This window comes from Bradyrhizobium manausense (assembly GCF_018131105.1).
In the GTDB taxonomy this organism is placed as follows: domain Bacteria; phylum Pseudomonadota; class Alphaproteobacteria; order Rhizobiales; family Xanthobacteraceae; genus Bradyrhizobium; species Bradyrhizobium manausense_B.
In genome coordinates this window covers 1,625,638-1,651,722 of sequence record NZ_JAFCJI010000001.1, presented here as the reverse complement: position 1 = coordinate 1,651,722, position 26,085 = coordinate 1,625,638, and the positions used below count along the sequence as shown (strand labels likewise).

General features: G+C 64.0%; 23 protein-coding genes and 1 tRNA gene. 9 read left to right on the top strand and 15 right to left on the bottom strand.

The window, feature by feature from the left end; genetic code table 11:
• Positions 1-21 precede the first annotated feature (21 nt).
• Positions 22-912, bottom strand: coding sequence for a 4-hydroxy-tetrahydrodipicolinate synthase (gene dapA / locus JQ631_RS07685; protein ID WP_212325195.1), 891 nt, complete (start codon positions 910-912; stop codon positions 22-24).
• Positions 913-1,208: 296 nt separating this feature from the next.
• Here dapA and JQ631_RS07680 point away from each other — a divergent pair, with 296 nt between their 5' ends.
• Positions 1,209-3,629: a transglycosylase SLT domain-containing protein gene (locus JQ631_RS07680; protein WP_212328529.1), complete on the top strand. Its 2,421-nt coding sequence runs from the start codon at positions 1,209-1,211 to the stop codon at positions 3,627-3,629.
• A gap of 568 nt (positions 3,630-4,197) precedes the next feature.
• On the opposite strand, the gene JQ631_RS07675 is transcribed toward JQ631_RS07680, so the two are convergent.
• On the bottom strand, positions 4,198-5,706 hold the full coding sequence (locus JQ631_RS07675; RefSeq protein ID WP_212325193.1) for a porin: 1,509 nt from the start codon (positions 5,704-5,706) through the stop codon (positions 4,198-4,200).
• A 904-nt stretch (positions 5,707-6,610) separates the two neighbouring features.
• Here JQ631_RS07675 and JQ631_RS07670 point away from each other — a divergent pair.
• Positions 6,611-6,703, top strand: a tRNA-Ser gene (locus tag JQ631_RS07670).
• Between the two features lie 116 nt (positions 6,704-6,819).
• Here JQ631_RS07670 and JQ631_RS07665 read toward each other — a convergent pair.
• The 9 genes from JQ631_RS07665 to JQ631_RS07625 all read right to left on the bottom strand — a co-directional run bounded on the left by JQ631_RS07665 (position 6,820) and on the right by JQ631_RS07625 (position 14,973).
• Positions 6,820-7,074 carry a hypothetical protein gene (locus JQ631_RS07665; protein WP_212325191.1) on the bottom strand — a complete coding sequence of 85 codons (255 nt, stop codon included), beginning with the start codon at positions 7,072-7,074 and terminating at the stop codon, positions 6,820-6,822.
• 96 nt (positions 7,075-7,170) lie between these two features.
• The gene (locus tag JQ631_RS07660; protein WP_212325189.1) at positions 7,171-7,437 is read right to left on the bottom strand and encodes a hypothetical protein; all 267 of its coding nucleotides are present in this window, start codon (positions 7,435-7,437) and stop codon (positions 7,171-7,173) included.
• A 1,468-nt stretch (positions 7,438-8,905) separates the two neighbouring features.
• Entirely contained in the window at positions 8,906-10,384 is a 1,479-nt protein-coding gene (gene gatB / locus JQ631_RS07655; RefSeq protein WP_212325187.1) for an Asp-tRNA(Asn)/Glu-tRNA(Gln) amidotransferase subunit GatB, read from the bottom strand.
• On the bottom strand, positions 10,381-10,683 hold the full coding sequence (locus JQ631_RS07650; protein WP_212325185.1) for a hypothetical protein: 303 nt from the start codon (positions 10,681-10,683) through the stop codon (positions 10,381-10,383). Before JQ631_RS07650 ends, gatB begins: the two co-directional genes overlap by 4 nt.
• Complete coding sequence (gene gatA / locus JQ631_RS07645; RefSeq protein WP_212325183.1) at positions 10,674-12,149, bottom strand: Asp-tRNA(Asn)/Glu-tRNA(Gln) amidotransferase subunit GatA; 1,476 nt, start codon at positions 12,147-12,149, stop codon at positions 10,674-10,676. The genes JQ631_RS07650 and gatA overlap by 10 nt, the downstream gene beginning before the upstream one ends.
• Entirely contained in the window at positions 12,150-12,362 is a 213-nt protein-coding gene (locus JQ631_RS07640) for a hypothetical protein (protein WP_092235898.1), read from the bottom strand.
• A gap of 17 nt (positions 12,363-12,379) precedes the next feature.
• Positions 12,380-12,667, bottom strand: coding sequence for an Asp-tRNA(Asn)/Glu-tRNA(Gln) amidotransferase subunit GatC (gatC, locus tag JQ631_RS07635; protein ID WP_007611211.1), 288 nt, complete (start codon positions 12,665-12,667; stop codon positions 12,380-12,382).
• A 77-nt stretch (positions 12,668-12,744) separates the two neighbouring features.
• Positions 12,745-13,821 (bottom strand): NAD(P)H-dependent flavin oxidoreductase, encoded by a 1,077-nt coding sequence (locus JQ631_RS07630; protein ID WP_212325181.1) that lies wholly within the window; start codon positions 13,819-13,821, stop codon positions 12,745-12,747.
• A 144-nt stretch (positions 13,822-13,965) separates the two neighbouring features.
• A complete protein-coding gene (locus JQ631_RS07625) occupies positions 13,966-14,973 on the bottom strand; it encodes an NAD(P)H-dependent flavin oxidoreductase (RefSeq protein ID WP_212325179.1) in 1,008 nt (335 codons plus the stop codon).
• Between the two features lie 96 nt (positions 14,974-15,069).
• On the opposite strand from JQ631_RS07625, the gene JQ631_RS07620 reads away from it, so the two are divergent.
• Entirely contained in the window at positions 15,070-15,960 is an 891-nt protein-coding gene (locus JQ631_RS07620) for a LysR family transcriptional regulator (RefSeq protein ID WP_212325178.1), read from the top strand.
• Here JQ631_RS07620 and JQ631_RS07615 read toward each other — a convergent pair.
• Complete coding sequence (locus JQ631_RS07615) at positions 15,947-16,162, bottom strand: hypothetical protein (RefSeq protein WP_212325177.1); 216 nt, start codon at positions 16,160-16,162, stop codon at positions 15,947-15,949. The genes JQ631_RS07620 and JQ631_RS07615 overlap by 14 nt on opposite strands.
• A 155-nt stretch (positions 16,163-16,317) precedes the next feature.
• On the opposite strand from JQ631_RS07615, the gene JQ631_RS07605 reads away from it, so the two are divergent.
• From JQ631_RS07605 to JQ631_RS07595, 3 genes are all read left to right on the top strand, one after another.
• Complete coding sequence (locus JQ631_RS07605) at positions 16,318-18,879, top strand: autotransporter outer membrane beta-barrel domain-containing protein (RefSeq protein ID WP_349644961.1); 2,562 nt, start codon at positions 16,318-16,320, stop codon at positions 18,877-18,879.
• A 131-nt stretch (positions 18,880-19,010) separates the two neighbouring features.
• Positions 19,011-19,502 carry a Holliday junction resolvase RuvX gene (ruvX, locus tag JQ631_RS07600; RefSeq protein WP_212325174.1) on the top strand — a complete coding sequence of 164 codons (492 nt, stop codon included), beginning with the start codon at positions 19,011-19,013 and terminating at the stop codon, positions 19,500-19,502.
• Positions 19,503-19,505: 3 nt separating this feature from the next.
• Positions 19,506-20,438, top strand: a complete 933-nt coding sequence (locus JQ631_RS07595; RefSeq protein WP_212325173.1) for an AEC family transporter — start codon at positions 19,506-19,508, stop codon at positions 20,436-20,438.
• Here the strand turns inward: JQ631_RS07595 and JQ631_RS07590 are convergent.
• From JQ631_RS07590 to JQ631_RS07580, 3 genes are all read right to left on the bottom strand, one after another.
• On the bottom strand, positions 20,435-21,193 hold the full coding sequence (locus tag JQ631_RS07590) for a CPBP family intramembrane glutamic endopeptidase (RefSeq protein ID WP_212325171.1): 759 nt from the start codon (positions 21,191-21,193) through the stop codon (positions 20,435-20,437). The genes JQ631_RS07595 and JQ631_RS07590 overlap by 4 nt on opposite strands.
• 113 nt (positions 21,194-21,306) lie before the next feature.
• Positions 21,307-22,071, bottom strand: a complete 765-nt coding sequence (locus JQ631_RS07585; protein ID WP_212325169.1) for a CPBP family intramembrane glutamic endopeptidase — start codon at positions 22,069-22,071, stop codon at positions 21,307-21,309.
• Positions 22,072-22,088: 17 nt separating this feature from the next.
• The gene (locus JQ631_RS07580) at positions 22,089-22,847 is read right to left on the bottom strand and encodes a M15 family metallopeptidase (RefSeq protein ID WP_212328528.1); all 759 of its coding nucleotides are present in this window, start codon (positions 22,845-22,847) and stop codon (positions 22,089-22,091) included.
• A 206-nt stretch (positions 22,848-23,053) separates the two neighbouring features.
• Here JQ631_RS07580 and JQ631_RS07575 point away from each other — a divergent pair, with 206 nt between their 5' ends.
• The 3 genes from JQ631_RS07575 to plsY are packed head-to-tail and all read left to right on the top strand — an operon-like array spanning position 23,054 to position 25,937.
• Positions 23,054-24,001, top strand: a complete 948-nt coding sequence (locus JQ631_RS07575) for an aspartate carbamoyltransferase catalytic subunit (RefSeq protein ID WP_212301079.1) — start codon at positions 23,054-23,056, stop codon at positions 23,999-24,001.
• A 5-nt stretch (positions 24,002-24,006) separates the two neighbouring features.
• On the top strand, positions 24,007-25,308 hold the full coding sequence (locus JQ631_RS07570; protein WP_212328527.1) for a dihydroorotase: 1,302 nt from the start codon (positions 24,007-24,009) through the stop codon (positions 25,306-25,308).
• 32 nt (positions 25,309-25,340) lie between these two features.
• Entirely contained in the window at positions 25,341-25,937 is a 597-nt protein-coding gene (plsY, locus tag JQ631_RS07565) for a glycerol-3-phosphate 1-O-acyltransferase PlsY (RefSeq protein ID WP_212325167.1), read from the top strand.
• Positions 25,938-26,085 lie beyond the last annotated feature (148 nt).

The following is a 26,085-nucleotide window of genomic DNA, read 5'->3' as shown; positions in this document are numbered from 1 at the left end:
ACGATGAAGCTACGAACGCCCCTAGTTGATCAGGCCGGCGTGCACCATGGCGCTGCGCACCGCGACGCGAGTCGGCTCGGACACCGGCACCATCGGGAGCCGCAGCGTCTCGTCGAACTTGCCGAGCAGCGACATCGCGTACTTGACCGGCGCCGGATTGCTCTCGATGAAGAGGTTGTTGTGCAGCGGCATCAGCTTGTCGTGGATCGCGAGCGCTGCCTTGGTGTCGCCCTTCGCCCAAGCGGCGTGGAACTCGGAACACAGGCGCGGGGCGACGTTCGAGGTCACCGAGATGCAGCCATGGCCGCCATGCGCCATGTAGCCGATGATGGTCGCGTCCTCACCGGAGAGCTGGTTGAAATCCTCGCCCATCGCCGCGCGCTGCTGCGACACGCGCACCATGCTGGCGGTGGCGTCCTTGACGCCGGCGATGTTCTTCAACTCCCACAGCCGCTTCATGGTGTCGACCGACATGTCGATCACCGAGCGCGGCGGGATGTTGTAGATGATGATCGGAATGCCGATCGCATCGTTGATCGCCTTGAAGTGCTGGTACATGCCTTCCTGGGTCGGCTTGTTGTAGTACGGCGTCACCACCAGCACGGCGTTGGCGCCTGCCTTCTCGGCGTGCTGGGCGAGCTCGACCGCTTCCTTGGTGGAGTTGGAGCCGGCACCCGCGATCACGGGCACGCGGCCCTTGGCCTCCTCGATGCACCATTCGACGACCTTCTTGTGCTCGTCGTGGGAGAGCGTCGGGCTCTCGCCGGTGGTGCCGACCGGGACCAGGCCGTTGGTGCCTTCGGAGATCTGCCAATTGACCAGCGACCGGAACGCCGCTTCGTCCAGCGAGCCATTTTTGAAAGGCGTGACCAAGGCGGTGAACGATCCCCGGAATTTCGTCTTGGCTGCCATGGACTTCCTCCGTACGCGGCGAGATTTTAGAGCAAGCCCCATTCTTACCGGGTCTATCCCGCCGGTAAAAGACCTGCATCCGTGTGACGCACCGTTTAAGCCGCGATTTTGCCGCGGTGGTGGTGCAAACCGGGCGACGGTAAGCGGCTGTTGGTATTTTGTCCGCATATTCAATCAAATACAGCCAGATCTTGTACAGATAGGTCTTGAGCAAATTGACTGATTCGGGGCGACGAACCGCCGTGACCTCCTTTCCTCGTGCTGCATGGCGATCTGCCGGTCTGGCCCTGTGCCTGATGGCCGGCCTGTCGATCGGCTGCGTCGCGCTCGCCAAGTCCAACGAGACGAGTGAGGACACCGCGAAGGAGCCAGCCAAGCAGGCGACGAAGGGAACCGCGAAGCCAGCGGCCAAGCAGCCCGCAAAGGACATCGCGAAGAAGCCCGCGAAAGGCGCCGCCAAGGAGACGTCGAAGGAAACGTCGAAGGAAACAGCCAAGGGCGCGGGTAAAGAAACCGCCAAGGGTGCAGGCAAGGGAGCAGCCCCTGCCCCGACCAAGGATGCGGCGAAGAAACCTGCGGGCAAGGATGCCGCGAAGGACAAGCCGAAGCCCGCAGCCGCGGCCTCCACTCCGAAGTCACGACCGGCCTCCAACGCCTCGGCTCCCAAGGCCACGCCGGCGGCAACGGCCGCCGTGAGACCCACCGCCCCGGTCTCCGCCAGACCGATCGCAACGCCCGTGCTGGCGCCTGCGACGCGCCAGCACGCCGCGCCACGCAAGCCGGTCACGCCGGCCGCGGTCGCTGCGACCTCGTCGACGTCGCAAGCCGACAAGGACACGCTGGAAAACGTCATCGAGCTCGTGCGCAAGCGCAAGGCCGGCGATGCCACCAATTACGCCGATTCGATTTCCGATCCGGTCGCGCGAAAGCTCGCGGAATGGATCATCCTGCGCAGTGAGGACAATGGCGCGAGCGTCGAGCGCTACCGCGCCTTCCTCTCCGCCAATCCGAGCTGGCCGTCGCAGACCTTCCTGCGACGCCGTCTTGAAGCTGCGATGTGGGACGACAGGCGCGACGCGTCAGTTGCGTGGTCGTGGTTCGAGAACGAATCCCCTGTTTCGGCCAAGGGCCGTTTCGTGCTCGCAAAGGCGATGCTCGCGCGAGGCGACCGGGCCAATGCCGAGCGACTGGTGCGCGAAGCCTGGCGCAGCGATCCGATGTCGGAAGACACCGAGAACAACGCGCTTGATCAGTTCGGCGCGCTGCTCACGCCGGGTGACCAGAAGGCGCGGATGGACACGCTGCTCTATGGAAGCGAGCACGAGGCGGCGCTGCGCGCGGCCAGACGGCTCGGCGCCGGCTATGTCGCGCTCGCCAAGGCCCGCATTGCCTCTTACAGGAAGGCGCCCAATACGCGTGCGCTGCTCGAAGAGGTGCCGCGCGAGCTGCACAGCGATCCCGGCTTCATCTTCAGCAAGATCCAGCTCCTGCGCCGCGAAGAGAAGTTTCCAGAAGCGGCTCAGCTGATGCTGTCGGCGCCGAAGGATCCGAACCGGCTCTACAATCTCGACGAATGGTGGATCGAACGGCGCCTCCTGGCACGCAAGATGATCGACACCGAGGACTTCCGCAGCGCCTATCTGATCGCACGGGACGCAGCCCTGCCCACGCGCGACATCTACAAGACCGAGCAGGAGTTCACCGCAGGCTGGATCGCGCTTCGCTTCCTCAACGACCCCGCGGCAGCCGCCCAGCATTTTGCCCGCATCGGCGTCGGCAGCGTCAATCCGACAACGCTGGCGCGCGCCGGCTATTGGCAGGGTCGCGCGGCGGAGGCCGCCGGCCGCCAGCAGGAAGCGCGCAACGCCTACGCTCGCGCCGCCGAGCAATCGACGAGCTATTACGGCCAGCTCGCGCGCGCCAAGCTCGGCCTGCCGCAGATCGGGCTCAACAGCCAGCCGCATGGCCGCGGCGCCGAACGGCTCGAGATCGTGCGCGCGGCGCAATTGCTCTACGAGCTCGACGAGCGCGAACTCGCCGTGCCGATGCTTGCCGACATGGGCGAGAACGGCGATCCCGAAGCGCTGGCAGGCCTCGGCGAACTGACCCAGCGCTATAGCGACGCGCGCGGCATGCTGCTGGTCGGCAAGGCCGCACTGAATCGCGGCCTGCCGTTCGACTTCTACGCCTACCCCGTCAACGGCATTCCGCAATTCTCGCAGATCGGCCCCGAGGTCGAGCGCAGCATCGTCTACGCCATCGCGCGCCAGGAAAGCGCATTCAACCCCTCCGTGGTGTCGCCGGCCCAGGCCTATGGCCTGATGCAGGTGACGCCGGACGCCGCGCGCTATGTCTGCAAGCGGCACGGCGCAACCTATGACCTGTCGCGGCTGAAGAACGATTCGTCCTACAACGCCACGCTTGGCGCGGCCGAACTCGGCGGCCTGCTCGAGGATTATCGCGGCTCCTACATCATGACCTTCGCGGCCTATAACGCCGGCCGCGGCAGCGTGAGGAAATGGATCGACCGCTACGGCGACCCGCGCGACCCCAAGGTCGACGCAGTCGACTGGGTGGAGCTGATTCCCTTCTCCGAGACGCGCAACTACGTGCAGCGGATCATGGAGAATCTTCAGGTCTACCGCGCCCGCTTCGGCGGCGGTACGCGCCTGCAGATCGATGCCGATCTGCGCCGCGGCGCCGGCAGCGTGGAGTAGAGCCGGCTCTTTCTCGAACGAACGAAGCTCACCTCAATTTCTGGCCATGCCTGGATTGAGTGAGGCCGCTCGATGCCAGCCCCCCTGCCCGCTGTCCTGCCGCAAGCATTTGCCGGCCTGACAACAACGAGCAAGGCCACGACGAGGCCGGCAACGTCCAACTTCGCTCTGCTGCCTTTGTCGATCGCACGCATGCTCGCTGCCCTATCGACATCCGCGGTCAAAACAGCTGGCAACCGCCAGGGCGGATGCTCCCTGTCGGGCCATGCGGTCCAGACCCCACCGAAGCGTTTCAACTCCAGGACTTGCGACGCGCACCTATCCAGCCGGAGCGATATCGCAAGCTCTGACAGCTGCAGAGCCCTGAGTCCGGGATGGTGACGGTAGGCTGGAATCGAAGAGGCCGCCTCTCGGGGCGGCCTCTTTCGCTTCAAAAGACAAGGTCGGTTCTGTCCGTCTTGCTCTCGTCGATGATTATCTCTCGATTGATGTGCCCATCAGGCCATCGTCACCAAAAAGCAAGAGCCCCCGGCGGTTTCCCGCCGGGGGCTCGAGTAGATAGTCGAACTTAGAAGGTGCGCTGAGCGCGGAGCAGCAGGGTCAGGGAGTTCTGATCCTTCAGCTCATACGTTGCAGCCGGCTTCGCAGCGGTAGCAATCGCAGTGTTCGGGCCAGTGATGGTGCCCGAATACTTCTGGTCCAGACGCGAGTAGCTCAGGTCTGCCGTGAACGCCAGGTTCTTGACCGGGGTCCAGACGGTGTTGACGCCGATAACGCCGAAGTTGAAGTCCGGGTTACAGGTCGCGGTTGCAGCAGAACCAGCGAAGGTGGCGTTGAAGGTCGCGCAGATCGCGGTCTTCGCGTTGGTGGTGTAGCTCACCCCACCGTAGCCACCGTAGATGGCGCTAACCCAGTAGGGGTTCCAGTTGTGGGTGAAGCCACCGCGGAAGCCCCAGCTCTTGGTGGTCTCGATGCCACCGCCAGCTGCGCTGAACACGCCATCAGTGACGGCGGCGAAGCCGACGCTCTGATACGCACCAGCCACGCCCGTGCCGCTGTACATGAAGAAGGTCTGCGGGAACAGGACCTGGAAGTTTTCACGGCTCATGCCATCGGTGTAGACGGCCTGCAAGTTGATCGAGTCACCCGCACCAGTCGGGATGTTCTTGATCGACAAGGCACCCTGCACAGCCCAACCCCACTTGTCGGAGGGGTGACCGGTGGGTTCGGTCGTGCCGTAGTAGCCGGGATGCAGGTCATGCGCGGCAACCGAGAACTGGGCAAGACCCCAGGCCTGGTCGACACGGATAGCACCGACGATGTCCGGCGAGCGCGTTCCGCCCCAGCCGTTTCCACCGTACGCGCCCGTCAGGAACGCCGGGGTAGCAGCACCGGAAAGGTTGAAGAGGTTGCCGTTACCGTTGGACTGGGTATCGGGGTTCTCCAAAGCGAGCGAACCGGTGATGCCCTGACCGAAGTCAGCGGTATAAGCGACCTGGTTGATACCGGTGACGTGGTTGGAGCCGCCCGGAATGGTATCGGGACCGCCAGCCGGATAGCTCTGCCACGGAGCGTCGAAGATCGACACGGTGCGGCCGAACGTGAAGCCAGCGAACTGGATGAACGCATGGTAGAGGCCGAGGGTCGCGCCACCAGCGGTGAACGCCGACGGAGCGCTACCGGTGACGTTGCCCGTGTCATAGCTGAAGATCATGTCAGCATAGGTACGAACCACGCCGTATTCGGTCGCCGTGCGGGTATCGACGTTGAAGTCCATACGAGCGCGGGTGTAGTAGTAGTTCGTCAGACGGTTGTTCGAACCACCGTTCGCAGAGGCCGAGCTCTGATTGAAGCCGTAGTCGCCGGCGCCGCCGAGAACCAAGTCAGCACGGACGTAGCCACCCAGCTTGATGCAGGTGTCAGTGCCCGGGATGTAGTAGAAACCCGCACCGTACAGCGAGCAGATCTTCACGTATTCGACCGCCTTGGCCTTCACGGGGAGATCGGCTGCTTGAGCTCCGCCCACGGCGATCAGACCCGCCGCTGAGCCGAGCAAAAGGCTCTTAACCAACTTCATGTTAAACCTCCAAGTTGCTCTTCAGGGAAGGTCACTGACCCGAATGGCCAATTCCCCAACCCCCTTTAAATCACCGCTCTGGCCGCCTTCGCGTCTTCGGACACACCCGCATGAACGCGAGGGACTTAAGCGAAAGACCTAAACGGGACGACCTTGGGATGCCCCCCTCCGTCGCCCGGTCACAATTACCGAACGTCCTTGCACACACAACAACAGAACGCTCCGAAACGGGCCTGCAAAGCGTGTTTCCCGGAGAGTGTTGCACAAATAACACGTGGATGTGATCGAACGGCGCTCGCAACACATTGTTTACATTACCGTTTTCTGAACGGTTCCATTTGCCTCGGGATTTCCCGATCCGACGGTGCGGAGGTCGGCTTACACACAGGGGCGGCTCTGACACGCTCGAATCGTGGAATCGGTGGATCGACTCAAGATGGATGAGTCACGCGCCGTAACTCTCGGTGATCTCCGCCAGGACGCGTGCAAACGGCCGACGACGCGTGGACTCTCGCTGCAGCTGAAGTCATTCGGACGATTGGAGAATCAGCGCCGGCATCCGGCAAATGGAGACGGAGGCCTTCCCCCGCCGGTCAGTCCTTCATCGGCGTCGGACGACGTAGGCCAGCTGGCATCTTCCTCGGAAAGCTGGCCATGCAGAAACTCTCCAGCAAATTCAATTACTTATTTGGAGAGACATAGATTCGTCGGCGGGGTTGACCTCTGCCGTCGCGTCCAAACGCGTTGGATCCGAGCCCGCCCTTTCGGCACGGCGCTTCTCAAACCTGAGAGCAAGCCGTCTCTCTTGGCGCGCATGCGTGCGGAATTCGTTGGGAATATTTGAACGAAAACACACGCTTCCAAATTGACCCGCCCAAGGAATTAGATGCATAAGGCTCGCACCGGAGAGGTGGCCGAGTGGCTGAAGGCAACGCTTTGCTAAAGCGTCATACGGTCTCAAGCTGTATCGAGGGTTCGAATCCCTCTCTCTCCGCCACCCAGCCCCAGAATCAGGCTCTGTGCATTTCTTCATCTGCAAGCGGTCGTCGCTCGGCTGCAAAAGCCAGGCGCAAGGTTTTTGCGCGGGCGAGCTGAGACCGACGCGCGCTTTCCTTATATATGGGTGTTCGTGCGGCTAGGTTCGCGACGCCAGATTCGCCAATGCGACGGCGAGATCAGCACGGCCTCGTCCGCCCAGACATTGAACCAGACACCGGCCCGGCGGCGGCATGGAAAGCTGAGCGGCAGAATGCCTGTTTTGTGCGGCTGTCCGAGTTCCAGATCGCAATCGTCAGGCGCGAGCTGAATCGGCAGCCATTCGCCTGGTCCTGAACTCAGTCCTGAGTGGCTCTTGTCGGGATCGCTCATGCCGCACGGGTCTGGATGGCGGCACGCCCCGAGAGCTTGATTTAGCGCAACCCAATCGCCCCATGAAACCGCGGAGCCGGATGCGCCGCGCTCGACTTAGTGCGCGGACACCCACGCCCTCGCCTCGCGCTGCGCGGCCGAGATCTCGGACTCCGACATCTGGCCGGCCACTTCCTGGCGCAGCGTGACGGCGTCCTTGCGACCCTTCAGGGCTGCGAGGTTGAACCATTTGTGCGCGGCGACGAGGTCAACCAGGCCGGAGCGGCCGCTCGCCCAATAGATCCCGCGCTCGAACAGAACGTCCGACAGCGCGCTGGCATCGATCGGCGTCGCCGTATCGAGATCGAAAGTACCCTGAAACATGACACATCCCCTTTTTCTTATGCCGCCTCGTTCCCCCGAGCGCGGCTCCCGTCCAACTCTGATGTGCGTGATCTTTCTGGATCCCGCACTGTTCAACTCATCCCCAGGGCTTCTTGCCCGATGCCGTTTGCCGGCTTGTTGGAGGCGATGATGGCGGGGAAATTTGAATCGCAGTTTAAGCATCGCGATGAAGCAGACGTAAACGCGAGGCCGCGCCGTCCGCGTGGCGAATCCAGGAAATCCCTGATCCGCAGGCACTTCTGCGATTCGTCAGATTCGGTTTACCTTGGGATTTTGGGACATCGATAACCATCAGGCGCGGTGGCGCGCGTACGGTGGCTACATTTTGCGAGGTACGGCGCGCCGGGATGGCCGCCTGCGTGCTCGGAGCCACACACCCGGGCAATGCCGTCGCGGCAACGACAGTTCGCCACGGCCCTCGCCCGCTTGGTGCAGGCAACGCGACAGCGCAGCGCGGCTACGTCGCGGTCAGATCAACAATGTGGGGAAAAGGGTTGCCGGCAATACCCCGGCCTCAGGGAACGAGGGCGTCGGCGAACACGTCAGGACCAGATTCCAAATTGGCCCGAAGGCCGCTTGTGGAATTGCGGAGCCCCTTTGAAGGAGAGCCGCACCGAACGAAGAAAACTTGTTTCTTCTGCCGGACCGGACTTTGACGAGCAAGCTCGCGAAGTTGACGATCCGACCGTTGACCTGATGTCTCGCCGACACCCTCTATCGTCGACCAGAACCTCTAGGAGGCGCTGATGACGTGCCGGCTGCTAGGAGCCGGCAACTTCAGAAGCGAAGTTACTTCTTCTTCTTCGCGACCTTGCGGGTCTTCTTCGCAGTCTTCTTCACTGCGCTCTTCGCCTTCTTCGCCTTCTTTGCTTTCTTGGCCATGTTGCCCTCCGATGTGTGAGATGGCTTTAATCGCTGTGCGCATTCGGGGATCGAATGCACTCACCCCGAATACACCAACACGACGAAAAAAACATCTTCTCACTTAAGGAAGTGTTGACGACGTAACGCGCGTGCGCCAGCCGCGCTTGATTTGCCGACGCACAGAGACACGCGTCCGCGATTGCAAATGCTTCTCGCGACATCGACGTCAGCGAGCGCCGCGATTGCAAGAATATCCTATGCGGCAAGTATTATTCTGCGCGCGCACATCACGAATGATCGACGTGATGACGCACGCCGCAGAGCGCGCGATCACCTTGCGAAGGCGAGTCGCGGACTCTGAGTCGCGAATTTTGGCAACGAAATTATTTTCATGCTTAACGGCCGAAGGGCTCGTCTGAGCGTGTGCAAGCCGCCGTTTTGCGCGAATCGCGGGATTGCGATTCGGTCGTCGCATCGCACCTGATTGGGATGATGATTGCCGCCGACGACGCGCGAGAGTGTCGCATCGCGAACTCTCAGCGAGGTGACGAAGCATGTCGTCACCTCGTCCGAGCGCGCAAGATCAGACGCCGAGCTTGGACTTGAGCAGCTCGTTGACCGCCTGCGGGTTCGCCTTGCCGCCGGATGACTTCATCACCTGGCCGACGAACCAGCCGAGCGACTGCGGTTTGTCCTTCACCTGCGCGGCCTTGTCGGGATTGGCCGCGATGATGTCGTCGACAACCTTTTCGATCGCAGAAAGATCCGTGACCTGCTTCATGCCGCGGCTTTCGACCAGCGCACGCGGGTCGCCGCCCTCCTGCCAGACGATCTCGAACAGATCCTTGGCGATCTTGCCGCTGATCGTGCCCTCGCCGATCAGGTCGATGATCCCCGAGAGTTGCTCGGACGAGACGGGAGAGCCCGTAATATCACGGCCTTCCTTGTTGAGACGACCGAACAGCTCGTTGATCACCCAGTTCGCCGCCATCTTGCCGTCGCGCGCACGGTTGCCGAGCTTGTCGAGCACCGTCTCGTAGAACACCGCGCTCTCGCGCTCGGCGACCAGCACGCTCGCGTCATAAGCGGAGAGGCCGAAGTCGGCGACGAAGCGCGTCTTCTTCTGGTCCGGCAGTTCCGGAAGCCCTGCCTTCAGCTCGTCGACGAAGCTTTGCGAGAACTCCAGCGGCAGCAAATCCGGATCGGGGAAGTAGCGGTAGTCATGCGCCTCTTCCTTCGAGCGCATCGAGCGCGTCTCGCCCTTGTTGGGGTCGTAGAGCCGCGTTTCCTGGTCGATCGCGCCGCCGTCTTCGAGAATCTCGATCTGGCGCCGCGCTTCGTACTCGATCGCCTGGCCGATGAAGGTGATCGAGTTCATGTTCTTGATCTCGCAGCGGGTGCCGAGCGGCGCGCCCGGCTTGCGCACGGAGACGTTCACGTCGGCGCGCAAGCTGCCCTTCTCCATGTCGCCGTCGCAGGTCCCGAGATAGCGCAGGATCGAGCGCAGCTTCGTCACATAGGCCTTGGCCTGCTCGGCGTCGCGGATATCAGGCTTGGAGACGATCTCCATCAGCGCCACGCCGGAGCGGTTGAGATCGACATTGGACATGGTCGGCGACCGGTCGTGCAGCAACTTGCCGGCGTCCTGTTCGAGATGCAGCCGCTCGATGCCGATGGCGACGCTGCGGCCGCCGTCGAGCTCGACCATCACCTCACCCTCGCCCACCACCGGCGACTTGAACTGGCTGATCTGGTAGCCCTGCGGCAGGTCCGGATAGAAATAGTTCTTCCGGTCGAACACCGAACGCAGATTGATCTTCGCGTTGAGACCGAGCCCGGTCCGGACAGCCTGCCTGACGCATTCCTCGTTGATGACGGGCAGCATGCCCGGCATCGCGGCATCGACCAGCGACACGTGGGTGTTCGGCTCGCCGCCGAACGCGGTCGAAGCACCCGAGAACAGTTTCGAATTCGACGTCACCTGGGCATGGATCTCCATGCCGATGACCATCTCCCAGTCGCCGGTGGCGCCCTTGAGAAGCTTGTGCGTGGCCGTGCTCATGTTGTGCTCCCAAGCAGCGTGGCAGCGATCCGTTGCCACTCCGCTTCCAATGAATCCTTTGCCGCGGGTTTGCCGGCCTGGCGATACCAGTAGCCGGCATTGCCGAGATCACCTTCGACGCGGTGCAGATAAGCGTGCACCCAGGCGGCGTCGCGGCCATTGTCGTCTTGAACGATCTTGTGCGACTGGTCCCAGTCGCCCTTCGCAGCCCACCAGAGGCCGACAAGCGGCGCGCTTAAGCCGGGCGCCGGCGCCGCGCCGTCGAGGCTCGCGATGAAATCAGCGACATTCACCACCACCTCGCGGGCGTGAAGCGGCCGGCGGCCTGCTCGATCACCTCGCCGAGCGAGAACAACGTCTCCTCCTCGAACGGACGGCCGATCAGTTGCAGGCCGAGCGGCAGGCCCTGGCGATCCTTGCCTGATGGCACGGCAATCCCCGGGAGGCCCGCCATGTTCACGGTCACCGTGAAGATGTCGTTGAGATACATCTCGACGGGATCGGCGCCGCCCTTCTCGCCGATGCCGAAAGCGGCCGACGGCGTCGCCGGCGTGAGGATCGCGTTGACGCCCTTGGCGAAGCAATCCTCAAAGTCCTTCTTGATCAGCGTGCGCACCTTCTGGGCGCGAAGGTAATACGCGTCGTAATACCCGGCCGAGAGCACATAGGTGCCGATCATGACGCGGCGGCGCACCTCCGCGCCAAATCCTTCGGCGCGGGTGTTCTCGTAGAGCTCGATGATGTTCTTTCCCTGCTCGCGCAGGCCGTAGCGGACGCCGTCATAGCGCGCGAGGTTGGAGGACGCCTCCGCCGGCGCCACGATGTAATAGGCCGGCAGCGCGTACTTGGTGTGCGGCAGCGACACCTCGACCAGCTCGGCACCGGCGGCTTTCAGCCAGGCCGCCCCGTCGGTCCAAAGTTTCTCGATCTCGGCCGGCATGCCGTCGAGGCGATATTCCTTGGGGATGCCGATCTTCATACCCTTCACGGACTTGCCGATCGCGGCCTCGTAATCCGGCACGGCCATGTCGACCGAAGTCGTATCCTTCGGGTCATGCCCGGCCATCGAGCGCAGCAGCATCGCGCTGTCGCGAACGCTGCGCGCAATCGGACCGGCCTGGTCGAGCGAGGACGCAAAAGCCACGATGCCCCAGCGCGAGCAGCGGCCATAGGTCGGCTTCATACCCACGGTCGCGGTGAACGCCGCCGGCTGGCGGATCGAGCCGCCGGTGTCGGTCGCGGTCGCGCCCATGCAGAGCAGCGCCGCCACGGCCGACGCCGAGCCGCCGGACGAGCCGCCCGGCACCAGCGTGGTGTTGCTTCCCTCGCGGCGCCAGGGATTGCCGACGGGACCGAAGCACGAGGTCTCGTTCGCCGAACCCATCGCGAACTCGTCATTGTTGAGCTTGCCGAGCATTACGGCACCATCGCGCCAGAGCTGCGAGGTGATGGTGGACTCATAGGTCGGGACGAAATTGCCGAGGATCTTCGAGCACGCCGTGGTGCGCACGCCCTTGGTCGCGAACAGATCCTTGATGCCGAGCGGGATGCCCGCGAGCGGGCCGGCGTCGCCCTTGGCGATCTTGCTGTCCGCCTCGCGCGCCATGTTGCGCGCCTGGTCGGGCGTCTCCATCACGAAGGCATTGAGCACGCGCGCGGCCTCGATCGCGCTCAGATGCGCGTCGGTCAGTTCGAGCGACGTGAAGGTTTTTGCCGCGAGGCCCTTGCGGGCCTCGGCGAGCGTCAGCGATGTCAAATCGGTCATTTATTTATTGATCGGGCTGCAGAAGAACGGAGACAGGGTCTTGTCGTTGGCCGGGTCGTCTTTCTTGGCGGCCGCATTCGCGGCGGCCTGCATTTCGTCGAGCACGGCATTGACGGCGACATTGGGATCGGCAGCCTTGCCCTGCCGCTCCATCTTGTCGAGGTAGTTCATGTAGGCCTGATAGGCCTTCTCATCGTCGCAAAGCATGCACATCGGACAATGCCCTAAAGTTACTCGACGACCTTGGGCACCAGGAAGAAGTGCCCTTCGGTCGCAGGCGCGTTGGCAACGATATCGTCAGCGATCTCGCCGTCATTGACGACGTCCTGCCGCTTCTTCATCTGCATCGGGGTGACCGAGGTCATCGGCTCCACGCCCTCGACATTGACCTCCGAGAGCTGCTCGACAAAGGCGAGCATGGCGTTGAGCTCGCCCTGCAGATGCGGAACCTCGCCCTCGGAAACCGCAATGCGCGCCAGATGCGCGATGCGGCGGACGGTAGCAGCGTCGACGGACATTATATAAGGCCTCTCACGGCAAAACCTACGTGCCGTATAGCAGAGGCCGGTTTTGCGCCGCAACCGGCGTGGCGGGCCTAGCCGGCCAGCGCTTTCATGCGGGCCAGCGCCGATTTGGCGAAATCCCGGGTCAATTCGGCCGCGGGGACCTCGCGGCCCAGGGCCACCGCCTGTCCGGCCCAGAGATTGGTGAAATCCACCCTGCCCTGCTTTTCGGCCGCCGCCTTCAACGGTCCGAGCGCAGTCGCGGCATGGGGAAACGGCGGCGCGTCCGGTGAGACCGGGCCGGCCTCCCGCATCAGGCGGTTCTGGATACCGCGCGCCGGGCGGCCGGTCATGACATTGGTGATGACGGTGGACTCGTCCCGCGCCTCGGCGAGCGCCTTGCGTCCGCCCGCGCTGACCTTGGACTCCGGACAGCGCAGATAGGCGCTGCCGATCTGAACGCCGGAGGCACCGAGCGCGAATGCGGCTGCGATGCCACGCCCGTCCGCGATGCCGCCCGCCGCGATGACAGGCACCTTCACGGCATCGGCAACCTGCGGCACCAGCGCAAAGGTGCCGGGCTGCTCCGCAATCTTGTCGGTCAGGAACATGGCGCGGTGACCGCCCGCTTCGGCGCCCTGCGCGATGACGGCATCAACGCCGCGCTCTTCCAGCCAGACCGCTTCCTTCACCGTTGTCGCGGACGAGATGACGAGGCAGCCAGTCGCCTTGACGCGCTTGAGCAGCGCAGGCTCCGGCAGGCCGAAATGGAAGCTGACGACCTCCGGCTTCAGCTCCTCGACGACCTCGCAGAAGGAAGCGTCGAATGGCGCGCGGTTCGCCGCATTGATGGGCGCTGAAGGATCGAGGCCCTGCTCGGTGTAATAACCAGCGAGCCGCTGCTTCCAGCGCGCTTCCGCTTCGGCCGTGAGCTCGACCGGCGTGTGGCAGAAGAAGTTCATGTTCACCGGCGCCTTCACCCGCTGGCGGATGATGTTGACCTGCTCGCGCGCCTTCTCCGGCGACAGCATCGCACTCGGCAACGAGCCAAGTCCGCCACCCTGAGCCACGGCGATCACCAGCTCCGCATCCATCACCCCGGCCATCGGCGCCAGCACGATGGGGAACTCGGTCTTGAAGAGATCGATCAGTCGACGGTCAGGCCACATGGTGTGTCTCTCTCGTTCTTACCCTCTCCCCTTGTGGGAGAGGGTGGCTTCGCGAAGCGAAGTCGGGTGAGGGGTCCCTCTCCGCGGAAAAAGACCTCTCCGGATTTGATTTCATTCCCCGCGGACAAAACCCCTCATCCGGCGCTACGCGCCACCTTCTCCCACAAGGGGAGAAGGAAGAACAATTCGCACCGAGTTGCGCCGGCCAGCCAGCAACTGCTCGGCCTCGGACGCAATCCGTTCGACGATCTCGGCCGCCGGGGGAATATCATGGATCAGGCCGACCGCCTCACCTGCAAAGACGGCTGCGGTTTCGTAATCGCCCGCCATTCTTGCCGCGGCATATTCGACGGAAACCTCGGCTGCGCGCTGCATCAGCTCGACCTCGCGGCCGGTCCAGCGCCTGATATGGTCGTTGACCAGCGTTCGCGCCGTGAACGGCGCCGGCCAGAACAGGCTCCGCGACCAGTCGACGATGACACCGCGCGCCGTGTCGTTTGGATCCGCGTTGCGAATGCGCTCCTTGGCTGCATCGGCGCCATTGGCCTCGACGCTCGCATAGAAGCGCGTGCCGATCAGCACGCCGGATGCCCCCAGCATCATCATTGCCGCAAGGCCTCGGCCATCGGCGATGCCGCCGGCCGCGACGACAGGCACACGTCCTGCCGCGAGATCGACGATCGCTGGCACGATATCGACCGTGGTGCGCGATGCGCCGTGACCGCCCGCCTCTGTCCCCTGCGCGATCAAGATCTCCGCACCGGCATCGAGCGCCTGCTTCGCCATGTCCTCGCTCTGCACCTGGCAGATCAGCCGCGCGCCGCCCGCCTTGATCCGCGGCGCGAACGGCGCGGGATCGCCGAACGACAGCATGACGGCCTGCGGGCGCGCATCGAGCGCGATGTCGAGAAGCTCGGGCTGCTTTGCCAGGCTCCAGGTGATGAAGCCGATCCCGAACGGCGCAAAGCCCTTCAACTCCACGGCCTCAGCCTGAAGCCGGGTCCGGTCGCCATAGCCACCGCCGAGGATGCCGAAGCCGCCGGCCTCGCTGACGGCGCGCGTCAGCCGGGTGCCGGCGATCGTGTCCATTGGCGCCGACAGGATCGGATGCCGGATCCCGAGAAGCTCCGTCAGTGGCGTGGTGATCGGCATGGAGTCTCCCACTCTGGACAGAAACATTAGGCGCAACTAGCATTCTCGAAAAATGAATTGTTGCGAACGCAGCCATCACAAAAGTGAAACGACGCCATGGAACTGAGTGACATCCAGACCTTTGCCGAGGTCGCCCGGACCGGTGGCATTACCCGCGCCGCCGAAGAGCTCAACACGGTGCAGTCGAATGTCACCCAGCGCATCAAGGCGCTGGAAGCCGAGATCGGCACGCCGTTGTTCGAGCGTCACAGCCGCGGCATGGCGCTGACAGGCGCCGGCAAACGTCTCCTCCCCTACGCGCAGCGGATGGCTGCACTGTCGCGCGAGGCCGTGCTCGCGGCGCGAGACGATGGCGAACCGAAGGGACCGCTGTCGATCGGCTCGATGGAGACCACGGCGGCGGTGCGCCTGCCGCCGCTGCTCGCGGATTTTCACCGCCGCTTTCCCGCGGTGCGCCTCAGTCTGCGCACGTCGCCGACTGCCGATCTCGTCGCCGGCGTCCTCGAAGGCACGCTCGACGGCGCCTTCGTCGCCGGCCCCATTGCGCATGCCGACCTCACCGTAACAAGCGCATTCCGCGAAGAGCTGGTGCTGGTCAGCGCGCGGCGCTGGGCCTCGCTGGCCGAGCTGCGCGCCGGCACGCCCGAGTCAGGCCCGACCGCGCTGGTGTTCCGGACCGGCTGCACCTACCGCCAGCGCCTCGAGCAGATCTTCGTTGAATTCGGCTGGCCGTCGGCCGCGCGCTTCGAACTCGGCACGCTCGACGGCATGATCGGCTGTGTCGCCGTAGACATGGGCGTGACGCTGCTGCCCCGCGCCGTCGTCGAGCGTTGTGCGATGAACGGCAGCGTGGCCATGCACGCGCTGAGCCCGTCGCATGCCCGCGTCGAGACGCTCTTCATCCAGCGCCGCGCCGGCCATCAAACCAGCGCGTTGAGCAGCTTCCTGTCGTGCCTGACCAAGGACACCGAAATCATCGCGGCCTGATCCACCACCGTCGCAGCGCGACGAAGGCCCAGATCGCCTCCACGAGACCGAACGGCCAGGCCCCCTGCAGGAAGCCGTAGGCCGAGCCGAGCGCGCACGACGCCGCGAACAGCAGCACGAACCAGTGGCTGCGGTCCTCGAAGGCATAGCAGACCAGCATCGCAGTCACGGCAAACAGCCCGAATAGCGTCAGGACGTCCATCGTTCTTTGCACCCCGCACGTGAACCGTGCCGGCGCCGCTCGCTCACGTGGCCACACGGCAACAGGCACGCGAAGATTGTACCGGATGATGTCTGGTGGATTGCCGCCTGTTGCGGATTCCAAGTAACCTGATTCTACAGGTAAGAGGGGCTGTCATGCTTGGAACGTGGCTTACGGTGTCGCGGCGAATTGTCTTGGTCGTCACGACCTTGTGCACGCTGGTCACCGGATATGCATCCCCCGCCCTGGCTGCCTCACCTCCCAGCATCGCCTCATCGTTCAACCCGACGACGATCCTGGTCAACGGCACCGCGCAGTTGACGTTCACGATCACCAACACCGATGCGGGCACGTCGATCACCGGAGTGGGCTTCACCAACACGTTGCCTGCCGGTCTAACGGTCCCGAATGCGAGTGCGACCATCTGCGGCGGGACAGTCACATTGACCGCTCCCGGCAGCATTACAATGACAGGGGCCACCATCGCGGCGAGCGGCCAGTGCGTATTCAGCGTCACGACAACCGGGACAACCGCGGGCACCAAGGTCAACACCACAAGCGTGGTGAACTCGAACGAAGGCGGCAGCGGCAATTCCACGACTGCAATCCTGACGGTCAACACGCCGTCGGCGCCGAGCATCGCCTCTTCATTCAGCCCGACGACGATTGCAGTGAACGCAACTTCGTCGTTGTCGTTCACGATCACGAACCCCAATGCGGGCAGCTCACTCACCGGTGTGAGCTTCACCAACACTTTGCCGGCCGGGGTGACGGTCCCGAATGCGAGTGCGGCCGTCTGCGGCGGAACGGTCACGCTGACCGCTCCCGGCAGTATTTCGATCACAGGGGCCACCATCGCAGCGAGCGCGCAGTGTTCGTTCAGCGTGACGGTGACCGGGACGACCGCGGGCACCAAGCTCAACACGACGAGCGTGGTGACGTCGACCGAAGGCGGCAATGGCAATTCGACGACGGCAACGCTGACGGTCAACACGCCGTCGGCGCCGAGCATGACCTCTTCATTCACCCCGCCGACGATCGCGGTGAACGGAACCTCGTCGTTGGCGTTCACAATCACCAACCCCAACGCGGGCAGCTCGCTCACCGGGGTGAGCTTCACCGACACGTTGCCGGCCGGGGTAACGGTCCCGAATGCCAGTGGGGGCGTCTGCGGCGGCACGCTCACGCTGACGGCACCCGGTGGTATTACCTTCACGGGGGCTACCATTGCCGCAAGCTCGCAGTGCTTGTTTAGCGTCACGGTGACTGGAGCGACCGCAGGGGCCAAAATCAATACGACGAGCGCGGTGACCTCGAACGAGGGGGGCAGCGGCAGTGCGACAACCGCAACGCTGACAGTCGGTACATCCGCGACCAGCACGAGCCTCGTCTCGTCGAAGAATCCGAGCTCGGTCGGAGAGCCGGTCACGTTCACGGCGACGGTTTCGGGCGCAGGCGCGACCGGTACGGTCACCTTCAAGGACGGCGCCAGCGTGTTGGGCACGGGAACGCTCGGCGGCGGACTGGCAACTTTCGTCGTTGCCACACTCAGCACGGGCAGCCACTCGATTACCGCAGTTTATGGCGGCGACGCAGCTTTCGCGGGAAGCACGTCCTCGGCCCTCGCACAACTCGTCAACGTGCCGGCCGACAGCATCAAACTTCGGGCGCTGCAGATTGCAGTCACCAAGATCGTGTCGCAGACCTCCGGCGCGGCAGTCTCGGGGGCGGTCGATGCGGCGATCGGCGAAGGCTTCAGCGACGGCGGCTCGCCGATCACCGCGAGCGACAACGGCTTCCATGTCAACTTTGCAGCGGAGCCGCAGCAAGGCATCAGCGATGCCAAGCAGCAGCAAGTCAATGACGCGTTCGCAGCGCTGGGTTATGCCGGCCGCGACGGCGTCACCAAGGCCCCCTCGCCGCGCCCCGAACCCAAGCAGTGGCTCGCCTGGGCCGACGTACGTGGCAGCAACTGGAGCACGAGCGTGCAGACCGGTGACATTCGCGGCGGTCAGATCAACGCACTATTCGGAATCTCCCACAAAGTCACGCCGGCGCTCCTGGTGGGCGCCTTCGGCGGCTACGAGAATTTCGACTACACGTCGGAGTTGCTGGCGGGCCGCCTCAAGGGCGAGGGCTGGACGGTCGGCGGATACATGGGCTGGCGGATCGCGCAGGACGTGCGCTTCGATGCCAGCGTGGCGCGCGCCGGTATCAGCTATGACGGCGTCGCCGGGACTGCGGCCGCGACCTTTCCCGGGCAACGCTGGATCGCCACCGCGGCACTGGTCGGCATGTACAAGACCGCGGGCTTCGAGATCGAACCGTCGGCGCGGATCTATGCGGTGTGGGAACATGAAGACGCCTATACCGACAGCCTGGGCATCGCGCAGACCGAACGCAGTTTCTCGAACGGCCGCGCCAGTGCAGGCACCAAGGTCGCATATCCCTGGATGTGCAGTCCGGGCGTGACGCTAACGCCCTATGTCGGCTTCTATGGCGACTACTATTTCAACAGCGATGACGCCACGCTGCCGCTTACGCCGCTGCTGCTGCCGACCCAGTTCCTGCAGGGATGGTCGGCGCGCGTCACGAGCGGGCTCGGCGTGACCATGGCTCACGGGGCAAGAGTGTCGGTCGGTGGTGAAGTCGGCGGGCTCGGTTCCGACCAGTTCACGATGTGGTCGGTGCGCGGTCGCGCCTCGGTGCCGTTCTAGCAGGCTCTCGACAGGAGCCCACCGCGGACCGGCGCCCATGCTTCGTTGGAACGACCAGCAGGTCGAATTGCGCCAGTGCATCCCTTGTTCAGGGTTCACTCGGCGGCGCGACGCATGATATGCGCTAGTCCATGCCGGCTCTTATCCTGCCCCTCGTCGATGCTGCAAGCCACTGGCCCGAACGCGGCGGGTTGATCGGGCTCGACCTCGGCACCAAAACCATCGGCGTTGCCGTGTCCAATCCGGACCGACGGCTCGCCACCGGCGTCGAAACCATCCAGCGCAAGCAGTTCAAGCAGGACGCAGCGCGGCTGCTCGCCATCGCCACGGAGCGCAGGGTCGTCGGCTTCGTGCTCGGCCTGCCCATCAACATGGACGGCAGCGAAGGCCCGCGCGCGCAATCGACCCGCGCCTTCGCCCGTAATTTCGCCAATCTGACCCCGCTTCCGATTGGTCTCTGGGACGAGCGCCTCTCGACCGCGGCCGTCGAGCGCGAGTTGATCGGCATGGATGTCAGCCGCGCCAAGCGCGCCGAGGTAATCGACGAGCACGCGGCCATCTTCATCCTGCAGGGTGCGCTCGACCGTCTCGCCAATCTTCGCGCCAGCCCGGGGACGGACTGATCCATGGCCGTCGTGATCGCGGCGCTGCTGCCGGTCTTCATCCTCATCGTGCTCGGCGTGGTGCTCCGGCGCAGCCTGATGCGGCTCGACACGCAATGGCACGGGCTGGAGCGGCTGACCTATTTCGTGTTGTTCCCGATGCTGCTGATCCAGACGCTGGTGAAGGCGGACCTTTCAAAAGTTCCGATCGCCGGTGTTGGTGGTGCGCTGCTGCTGTCGACGCTGGCGATGTCGCTGCTATGCCTCGCGCTGCGCCCTGCCCTCGCCCGCCTCGATATCGACGGCCCCGCCTTCACCTCGATCTTCCAGGGCGCGACGCGCTGGCAGACCTATGTGGCGCTGTCCGTCTCCGCCAATTTGTACGGCGACGTCGGGCTGGCGCTGGCCTCCGTCGCGATGATCGCGATCATCCCGCTGGTCAACGTGTTCAGCGTCGCCGTGCTGGCGCAATACGCATCGCCCGAGAAGCAATCCGCACGCGCCATCGCCATGACGGTAATCCGCAATCCCCTGATCTGGGCCTGCGTCATCGGCCTCGTCATCAACGTCATCCATTTGCCGCTGCCGAAGATCTGGCACGAGGTCGCGGATGCGCTCGGCCGCTCCTCGTTGGCCATCGGCCTGCTCGTCACCGGCGCGGGCCTCCAGCTCAAGGGCTTGCTCCGCCCGAGCCTCGGCGTAACGCTAGGCGTGGCGTTCAAGCTGGCGCTGATGCCCGCGCTCGCGCTGGCACTCGCCGCCTGGTTCGGGTTGACGGGCACCAACCTTGCGATCGTCGCAATCTGCGGGGCGGTGCCGACCTCGCCGAGCGCCTATGTACTGGCCCGCCAGATGGGCGGCGATGCGCCGCTGCTGGCGCAAATCATCACGCTGCAAACGATCTTGGCGGCGATCACGATGCCGATCGCGATCGCGCTGGTGGCGACGGGGTCCTAAACGTAAGGCCCGATCGAGAAGAAGATGACCGTATTGTACGTGGAGTGCATAATCACTGCTAACCAGGTCGAATTCCAGCGCCAGCGAAAGTAGCCAAGCGCAAGTCCAGTGAGGAAGACGTCTAAGCGCCCAAGCCAATCGTAGGGGTGAACCATGCTCCATAGAATTGATGTCAGCACAATGGCCCCAATCGGCCCGAGAAAAGTTTGAGACCACCCGCGAAATATAAAGCCTCGGACAATCAACTCCTCCAAGACCGGCGCGACAATGCAGCCCACGACCAGCATGAGCAGCAACCCGCCAGCACCGCCACCCACGGCATAGGCAGTCGTATTGGACTGATACGTACCAACAAGGAGGTCCGTGAGCAGACCTTCAAAGAAATAGACGACGACCATGATGCCGAAGGCGATCATCGTCTCGCGAGGGCTTGGCCAGTTCAGAGCCAGATACTCGGTGAATCCCCTTCCCGCCTTTCGGATGGCGATCCAAAGAACAGCGATCACAGCGGGGGCCGCTGCAACGTTGCCAGCGCTTTGCCAATTTTGCTGCTTCCATAGGACATCAATCTGGTCGGACGACAGGCCGTTCATCGCGCTCGGTATACTTAAGATGACGGTCAGTATGAGTTGGGCTGCAACGATGTGAACGCCGTAGGCGATCAAAGCGACGAACAACGTCTCCATGAAATCCCACGTCCGGGGCTCCGGCGCTGAACCAGCTGCCGGAGGGACGGCATTTTGAAGGTCAGACATGCAAGCTTTCCGCGACAACGTCGCAGCGAAGGTAGGAAACAGTTCTACTTAATATCCGAGGCTTGTCAGGCCGACAATTGCGATCGCCCCCGCGGAATGCCCCTGCTGGGGCCCTACTCCCCCAGCCACATCGTCAGCACCACCGCTGTCATGTTGTTCAGCGCATGCAGCATGATGGTGAGCCAGAGCGAATTGGCGCGGTGGCGCATGTAGCCGAACCAGAGGCCGATCGAGAAGACCTCGGCGAGGAAGTACAGATCGTATTGCAGATGCACCGCCGTCCACACCAGCGACGACAGGATGATCGCGCCGGGCACGCGCAGGAAGCTCGCCGACCAGCCACGAAACAGGAAGCCGCGCGCGAGCACCTCCTCCGACATCGGTGCCGCTACGCTGAAGGCGAACAGGAGCAACAGCGCTGCGCCCTTGTCGCGGCCGGATTTCAACAGATCGGTCATGAATCCCGGTGTCGCCTCACGGCCGAGCGATCGCGACACCACCTCCCAGGCCATCACGACCAGGATGAGGCCGGCAGCGCCGAGCAACAGCTGCCGCCAGGACGGCCAGCGCAGCGCCAGATAATCGACGAAGGATGCCTTCTTGATGCGGATGGCCAGCCACACCGCCGCGAGCGTCGCAGGCAGTCCCATGATGACCGACAGCGCCAGCGCCTGCGGCTCGCGACCGACCATCTGAATCGAGGCCATGTCGAGCGGCAAACCGCGCATGGCCACCAACGCCAGTATCGCCCCGACCTGGCCGACGAACATCGCGACGAAGATCAGCAAGCCCCACAGTGCCGTGCCCCAGAACTTCCAGATTCTCAGGGGCGCAGGCGTCATGGTCAGCGGCGGATGATCGGGATTGAGGGAGTCCATCAAAAGGCTTTCGTTGGTCAGTTCCGCCGCGGCTGGATCGGGAAATCATAGGCCGCCCCGCCCGCCCCCGGCAGGGAAAAATGCCACCACTCCTTCGAATAGTTCACAAAGCCTTGCTTCGCCATTGCCGCCACCAGCCGCTTGCGCCAGGCGCGCTGATCCGGCGAAATCGACGGTGCTGCGGTATGCCCCTTTGCATCCGTGCAATCATAACCGGTGCCCATGTCGACGCTGCCCTCCGGCAACCGCGCCTCGACCGGCGCGGTGCAATCGGCATAGGATTTTGCGGGATCGATCCTGGCGGAATTATCGGCCGTGAGATCGACCAAGGTGAGGTCGAGCGCCGCACCGGTGGAATGCTGCGAGCGGCTCGCGATATACCCGAGGCGAAACAGCTCGGTCTTGGCGATCCGCGGATTGTAGCGCCGATCGGCCGCGCTCTCGTGGCCGTTCTGCGACCATCTCACCATGTCGAGCGAGGCGCGCGCCGGCCGGTAGCAGTCGAACATCTTCAGCGACAGGTTCTGCGCCGCCAGTTCCTGCTGTACAGCCTTCAACCGCAGGCCGACTTCGCGCTTCACCACGCATTCACCTGCGCCATAGCCGGCGAGCGGACGGCCGATGAAATTGTTCGCGGTGGCGTAGCGGATGTCCTGGATGATGGTGGGATCGACGTCGCGCAGATAGACGAAGCCGCCGGGGAGCGATTGGGCGTGGGCGGCCGAAACAGTCGTTATCAATGCAATCGCAATTCGAATTGATTTCACGAGAAACATCCCCATCGTCATGGCCGGGCTTGTCCCGGCCATCCACGCCTAATTTGCTGCGGCCATGCAAGATCGTGCCCGGGACGAGCCCGGGCATGACGGAGAGCTTGGAAACAGCTCGTCACGGCGGCAAAACCGACAGATCAGGGGATAACTCGCCTCCGCCCGATTGGCCCTTGCTCCCCCCGCCATCCCCCCCTATAGCTCTGCTTTTAATGACATCAAAATCGACCTTCGTCCTCGGCCACCGGCATCTGCTGGGCATCGAGGGCCTTTCCGCGGCCGACATCACCGGCCTCCTCGACCTGTCCGAAGAATATGTCGAGCTCAACCGCCAGGTTGACAAGAAGCGCACCGTCCTGCGTGGACGGACGCAGGTGAACCTCTTCTTCGAGGCCTCCACCCGAACCCAGTCCTCGTTCGAGCTCGCCGGCAAGCGCCTCGGCGCGGACGTCATGAACATGTCGGTCGCTTCCTCGTCCATCAAGAAGGGCGAGACGCTGATCGACACCGCGATGACGCTCAATGCGATGCACCCGGACATCCTGGTGATGCGCCATCACGCCTCCGGCGCCGTGGAACTGCTGGCCCGCAAGGTCGACGGTTCCGTCATCAATGCCGGCGACGGCGCACATGAGCATCCGACGCAGGCGCTGCTCGACGCGCTCACCATCCGCCGCAACAAGGGCCGGATCGAGGGCCTCGTGGTCGCGATCTGCGGCGACGTGCTGCATTCGCGTGTCGCCCGCTCCAACATCATCCTGCTCAACACCATGGGCGCCCGCGTCCGCGTCGTCGGCCCCTCCACGCTGCTGCCACCCGGCATCGAGCGGATGGGTGTCGAGGTCGCGCGCGACATGCGCGAGGGGCTCAACGGCGCCGACATCGTCATGATGCTGCGGCTCCAGCGCGAGCGCATGAACGGCTCCTTCGTGCCGTCGACCTCGGAATATTTCCACTATTTCGGGCTCGATCAGAAGAAGCTCGGCTACGCCAAGCCCGACGCGCTCGTGATGCATCCCGGCCCGATGAACCGCGGCGTCGAGATCGACACTGCGGTTGCCGACGGCGCGCAGTCCCTGATCCGCGAACAGGTCGAGATGGGCGTGGCCGTGCGCATGGCCGTGCTCGAAGCGCTCGCCCGCAACCTGCCGAACGCGTGATGCCCATGCTGACCGACCGCCGCCCGATCCTGCTCGCCAACGCCCGCGTCGTCGATCCCAGCAGGGATTTCGACGGCCCCGGCGACGTCCTGATTGCTGACGGCATCATCCGCGAGACCCGCCGCGGCATAGGCGCGGCCGGCGTCCCCGAAGGCACCGACGTCGTCAATTGCTCCGGCAAGATCGTCGCACCCGGCCTGATCGACATGCGCGCCTTCGTCGGCGAACCCGGCTTCAGCCATCGCGAGACGTTTGCCTCCGCCAGCCAGGCGGCGGCGACCGGCGGCATCACCACCATCATCTGCCAGCCCGACACCTCGCCTGTCATCGACAATTCCGCGACCGTCGATTTCGTGATGCGCCGCGCGCGCGACACCGCGATCGTCAACATCCAGCCGATGGCGGCGCTGACCAAGGGCATGCGCGGCGAGGAGATGACCGAGTTCGGCCTGCTCAAGGCCGCGGGTGCCGTCGCGTTCACCGACAGCGACAAGAGCGTGACCAATGCGCAGGTGATGCGACGCGCGCTGACCTACGCGCGCGATTTCGACGCGCTGATCGTCCACTACACCGAGGATCGCGACCTCGTCGGCGAAGGCGTGATGAACGAAGGCGAGTTCGCCTCGCGGCTCGGCCTGATGGGCATCCCGAAGGCCGCCGAGGCCGTGATCCTTGAACGCGACATGCGCCTCGTCGCGCTGACCGGCGGCCGCTATCACGCGGCGTCGCTGTCCTGCATCGAGTCGCTCGAGATCCTGAAGCGCGCCCGCGATGCCGGCCTTGCCGTCAGTGCCTCGGTCTCGATCAACCATCTTGCGCTGAACGAGAACGACATCGGCCCCTACCGCTCGTTCCTGAAACTGTCACCGCCGCTGCGCACCGAGGACGATCGCCGCGCGCTGGTCGAGGCGATGGCTTCCGGCCTCGTCGACGTCATCATGTCCGACCACAATCCGCAGGACGTCGAGGTCAAGCGGCTGCCGTTTGCGGAAGCAGCTCCGGGCGCGATCGGTCTGGAGACCATGCTGCCGGCGGGCCTGCGGCTGGTTCACAATGACGAGCTCAGTCTCAAGACGCTGATCCGCGCGATGTCGACGCGACCGGCCGAGCTGCTCGGCCTGCCAGGCGGAACCCTGCGCGTCGGCAGCCCGGCCGACGTCGTCGTGATCGACCCTGATGTTCCCTGGGTGGTCGATCCCGCCGACCTCAAATCGCCCTGCAAGAACACGCCGTTCGACGAAGCCCGCTTTACAGGTCGCGCTATCAGGACCATCGTCGGCGGACGAACGGTGTTCGAGCATGTCTGACATGTGGAGCTCACGCCAAAGGATTTGCAGACATGGGGCTTGATGCATTCCTGCCGCTGGCCTTCGTCATCGGCTATTTGCTCGGCTCGATTCCATTCGGGCTGGTGCTGACCAAACTCGCCGGCACGCAGGATCTGCGCTCGATCGGCTCCGGCAATATCGGCGCCACCAATGTGCTGCGCACCGGCCGCAAGGGCCTCGCCGCGGCGACATTGTTGCTCGACGCGCTCAAGGGCACCGCGGCGGTGGTGATTTCAGGCTACATCGCCGGTCCCAATGCCGCGATGCTGGCCGGCCTCGGTGCGTTCCTCGGCCATCTCTTCCCAGTCTGGCTGAAGTTCAGAGGTGGCAAGGGCGTTGCCGTCTATATCGGCATCCTGCTCGGCCTGTTCTGGCCAGGCGCCGTCGTGTTCTGCCTGCTGTGGCTGGCGACCGCCTTCACCTCCCGCTATTCCTCGCTCTCGGCGCTGGTAGCGGCTTTCGTCACGCCGCTGTTCCTGTGGTGGTTCGGCCACCCGGCGCTGGCCTCGCTGTGCGCGGTGCTGACGCTGCTGCTGTTCTATATGCACCGCGAGAACATCAAGCGGTTGCAGGCCGGAAAAGAAGGCCGCATCGGCGAGAAGGCCTGAGTCGCATTTTCGAGCGCAGTGGACACCGGTTCGCGTCAAGACAACGCGTCAAGACAAGATGCCGGAAAAAGTACGGATACCGCCGCAGGGCTTCCGCATTATATGCCAAATCCTGTTCGCAACTTCCGTGCGACTGACGGGCGGGAGT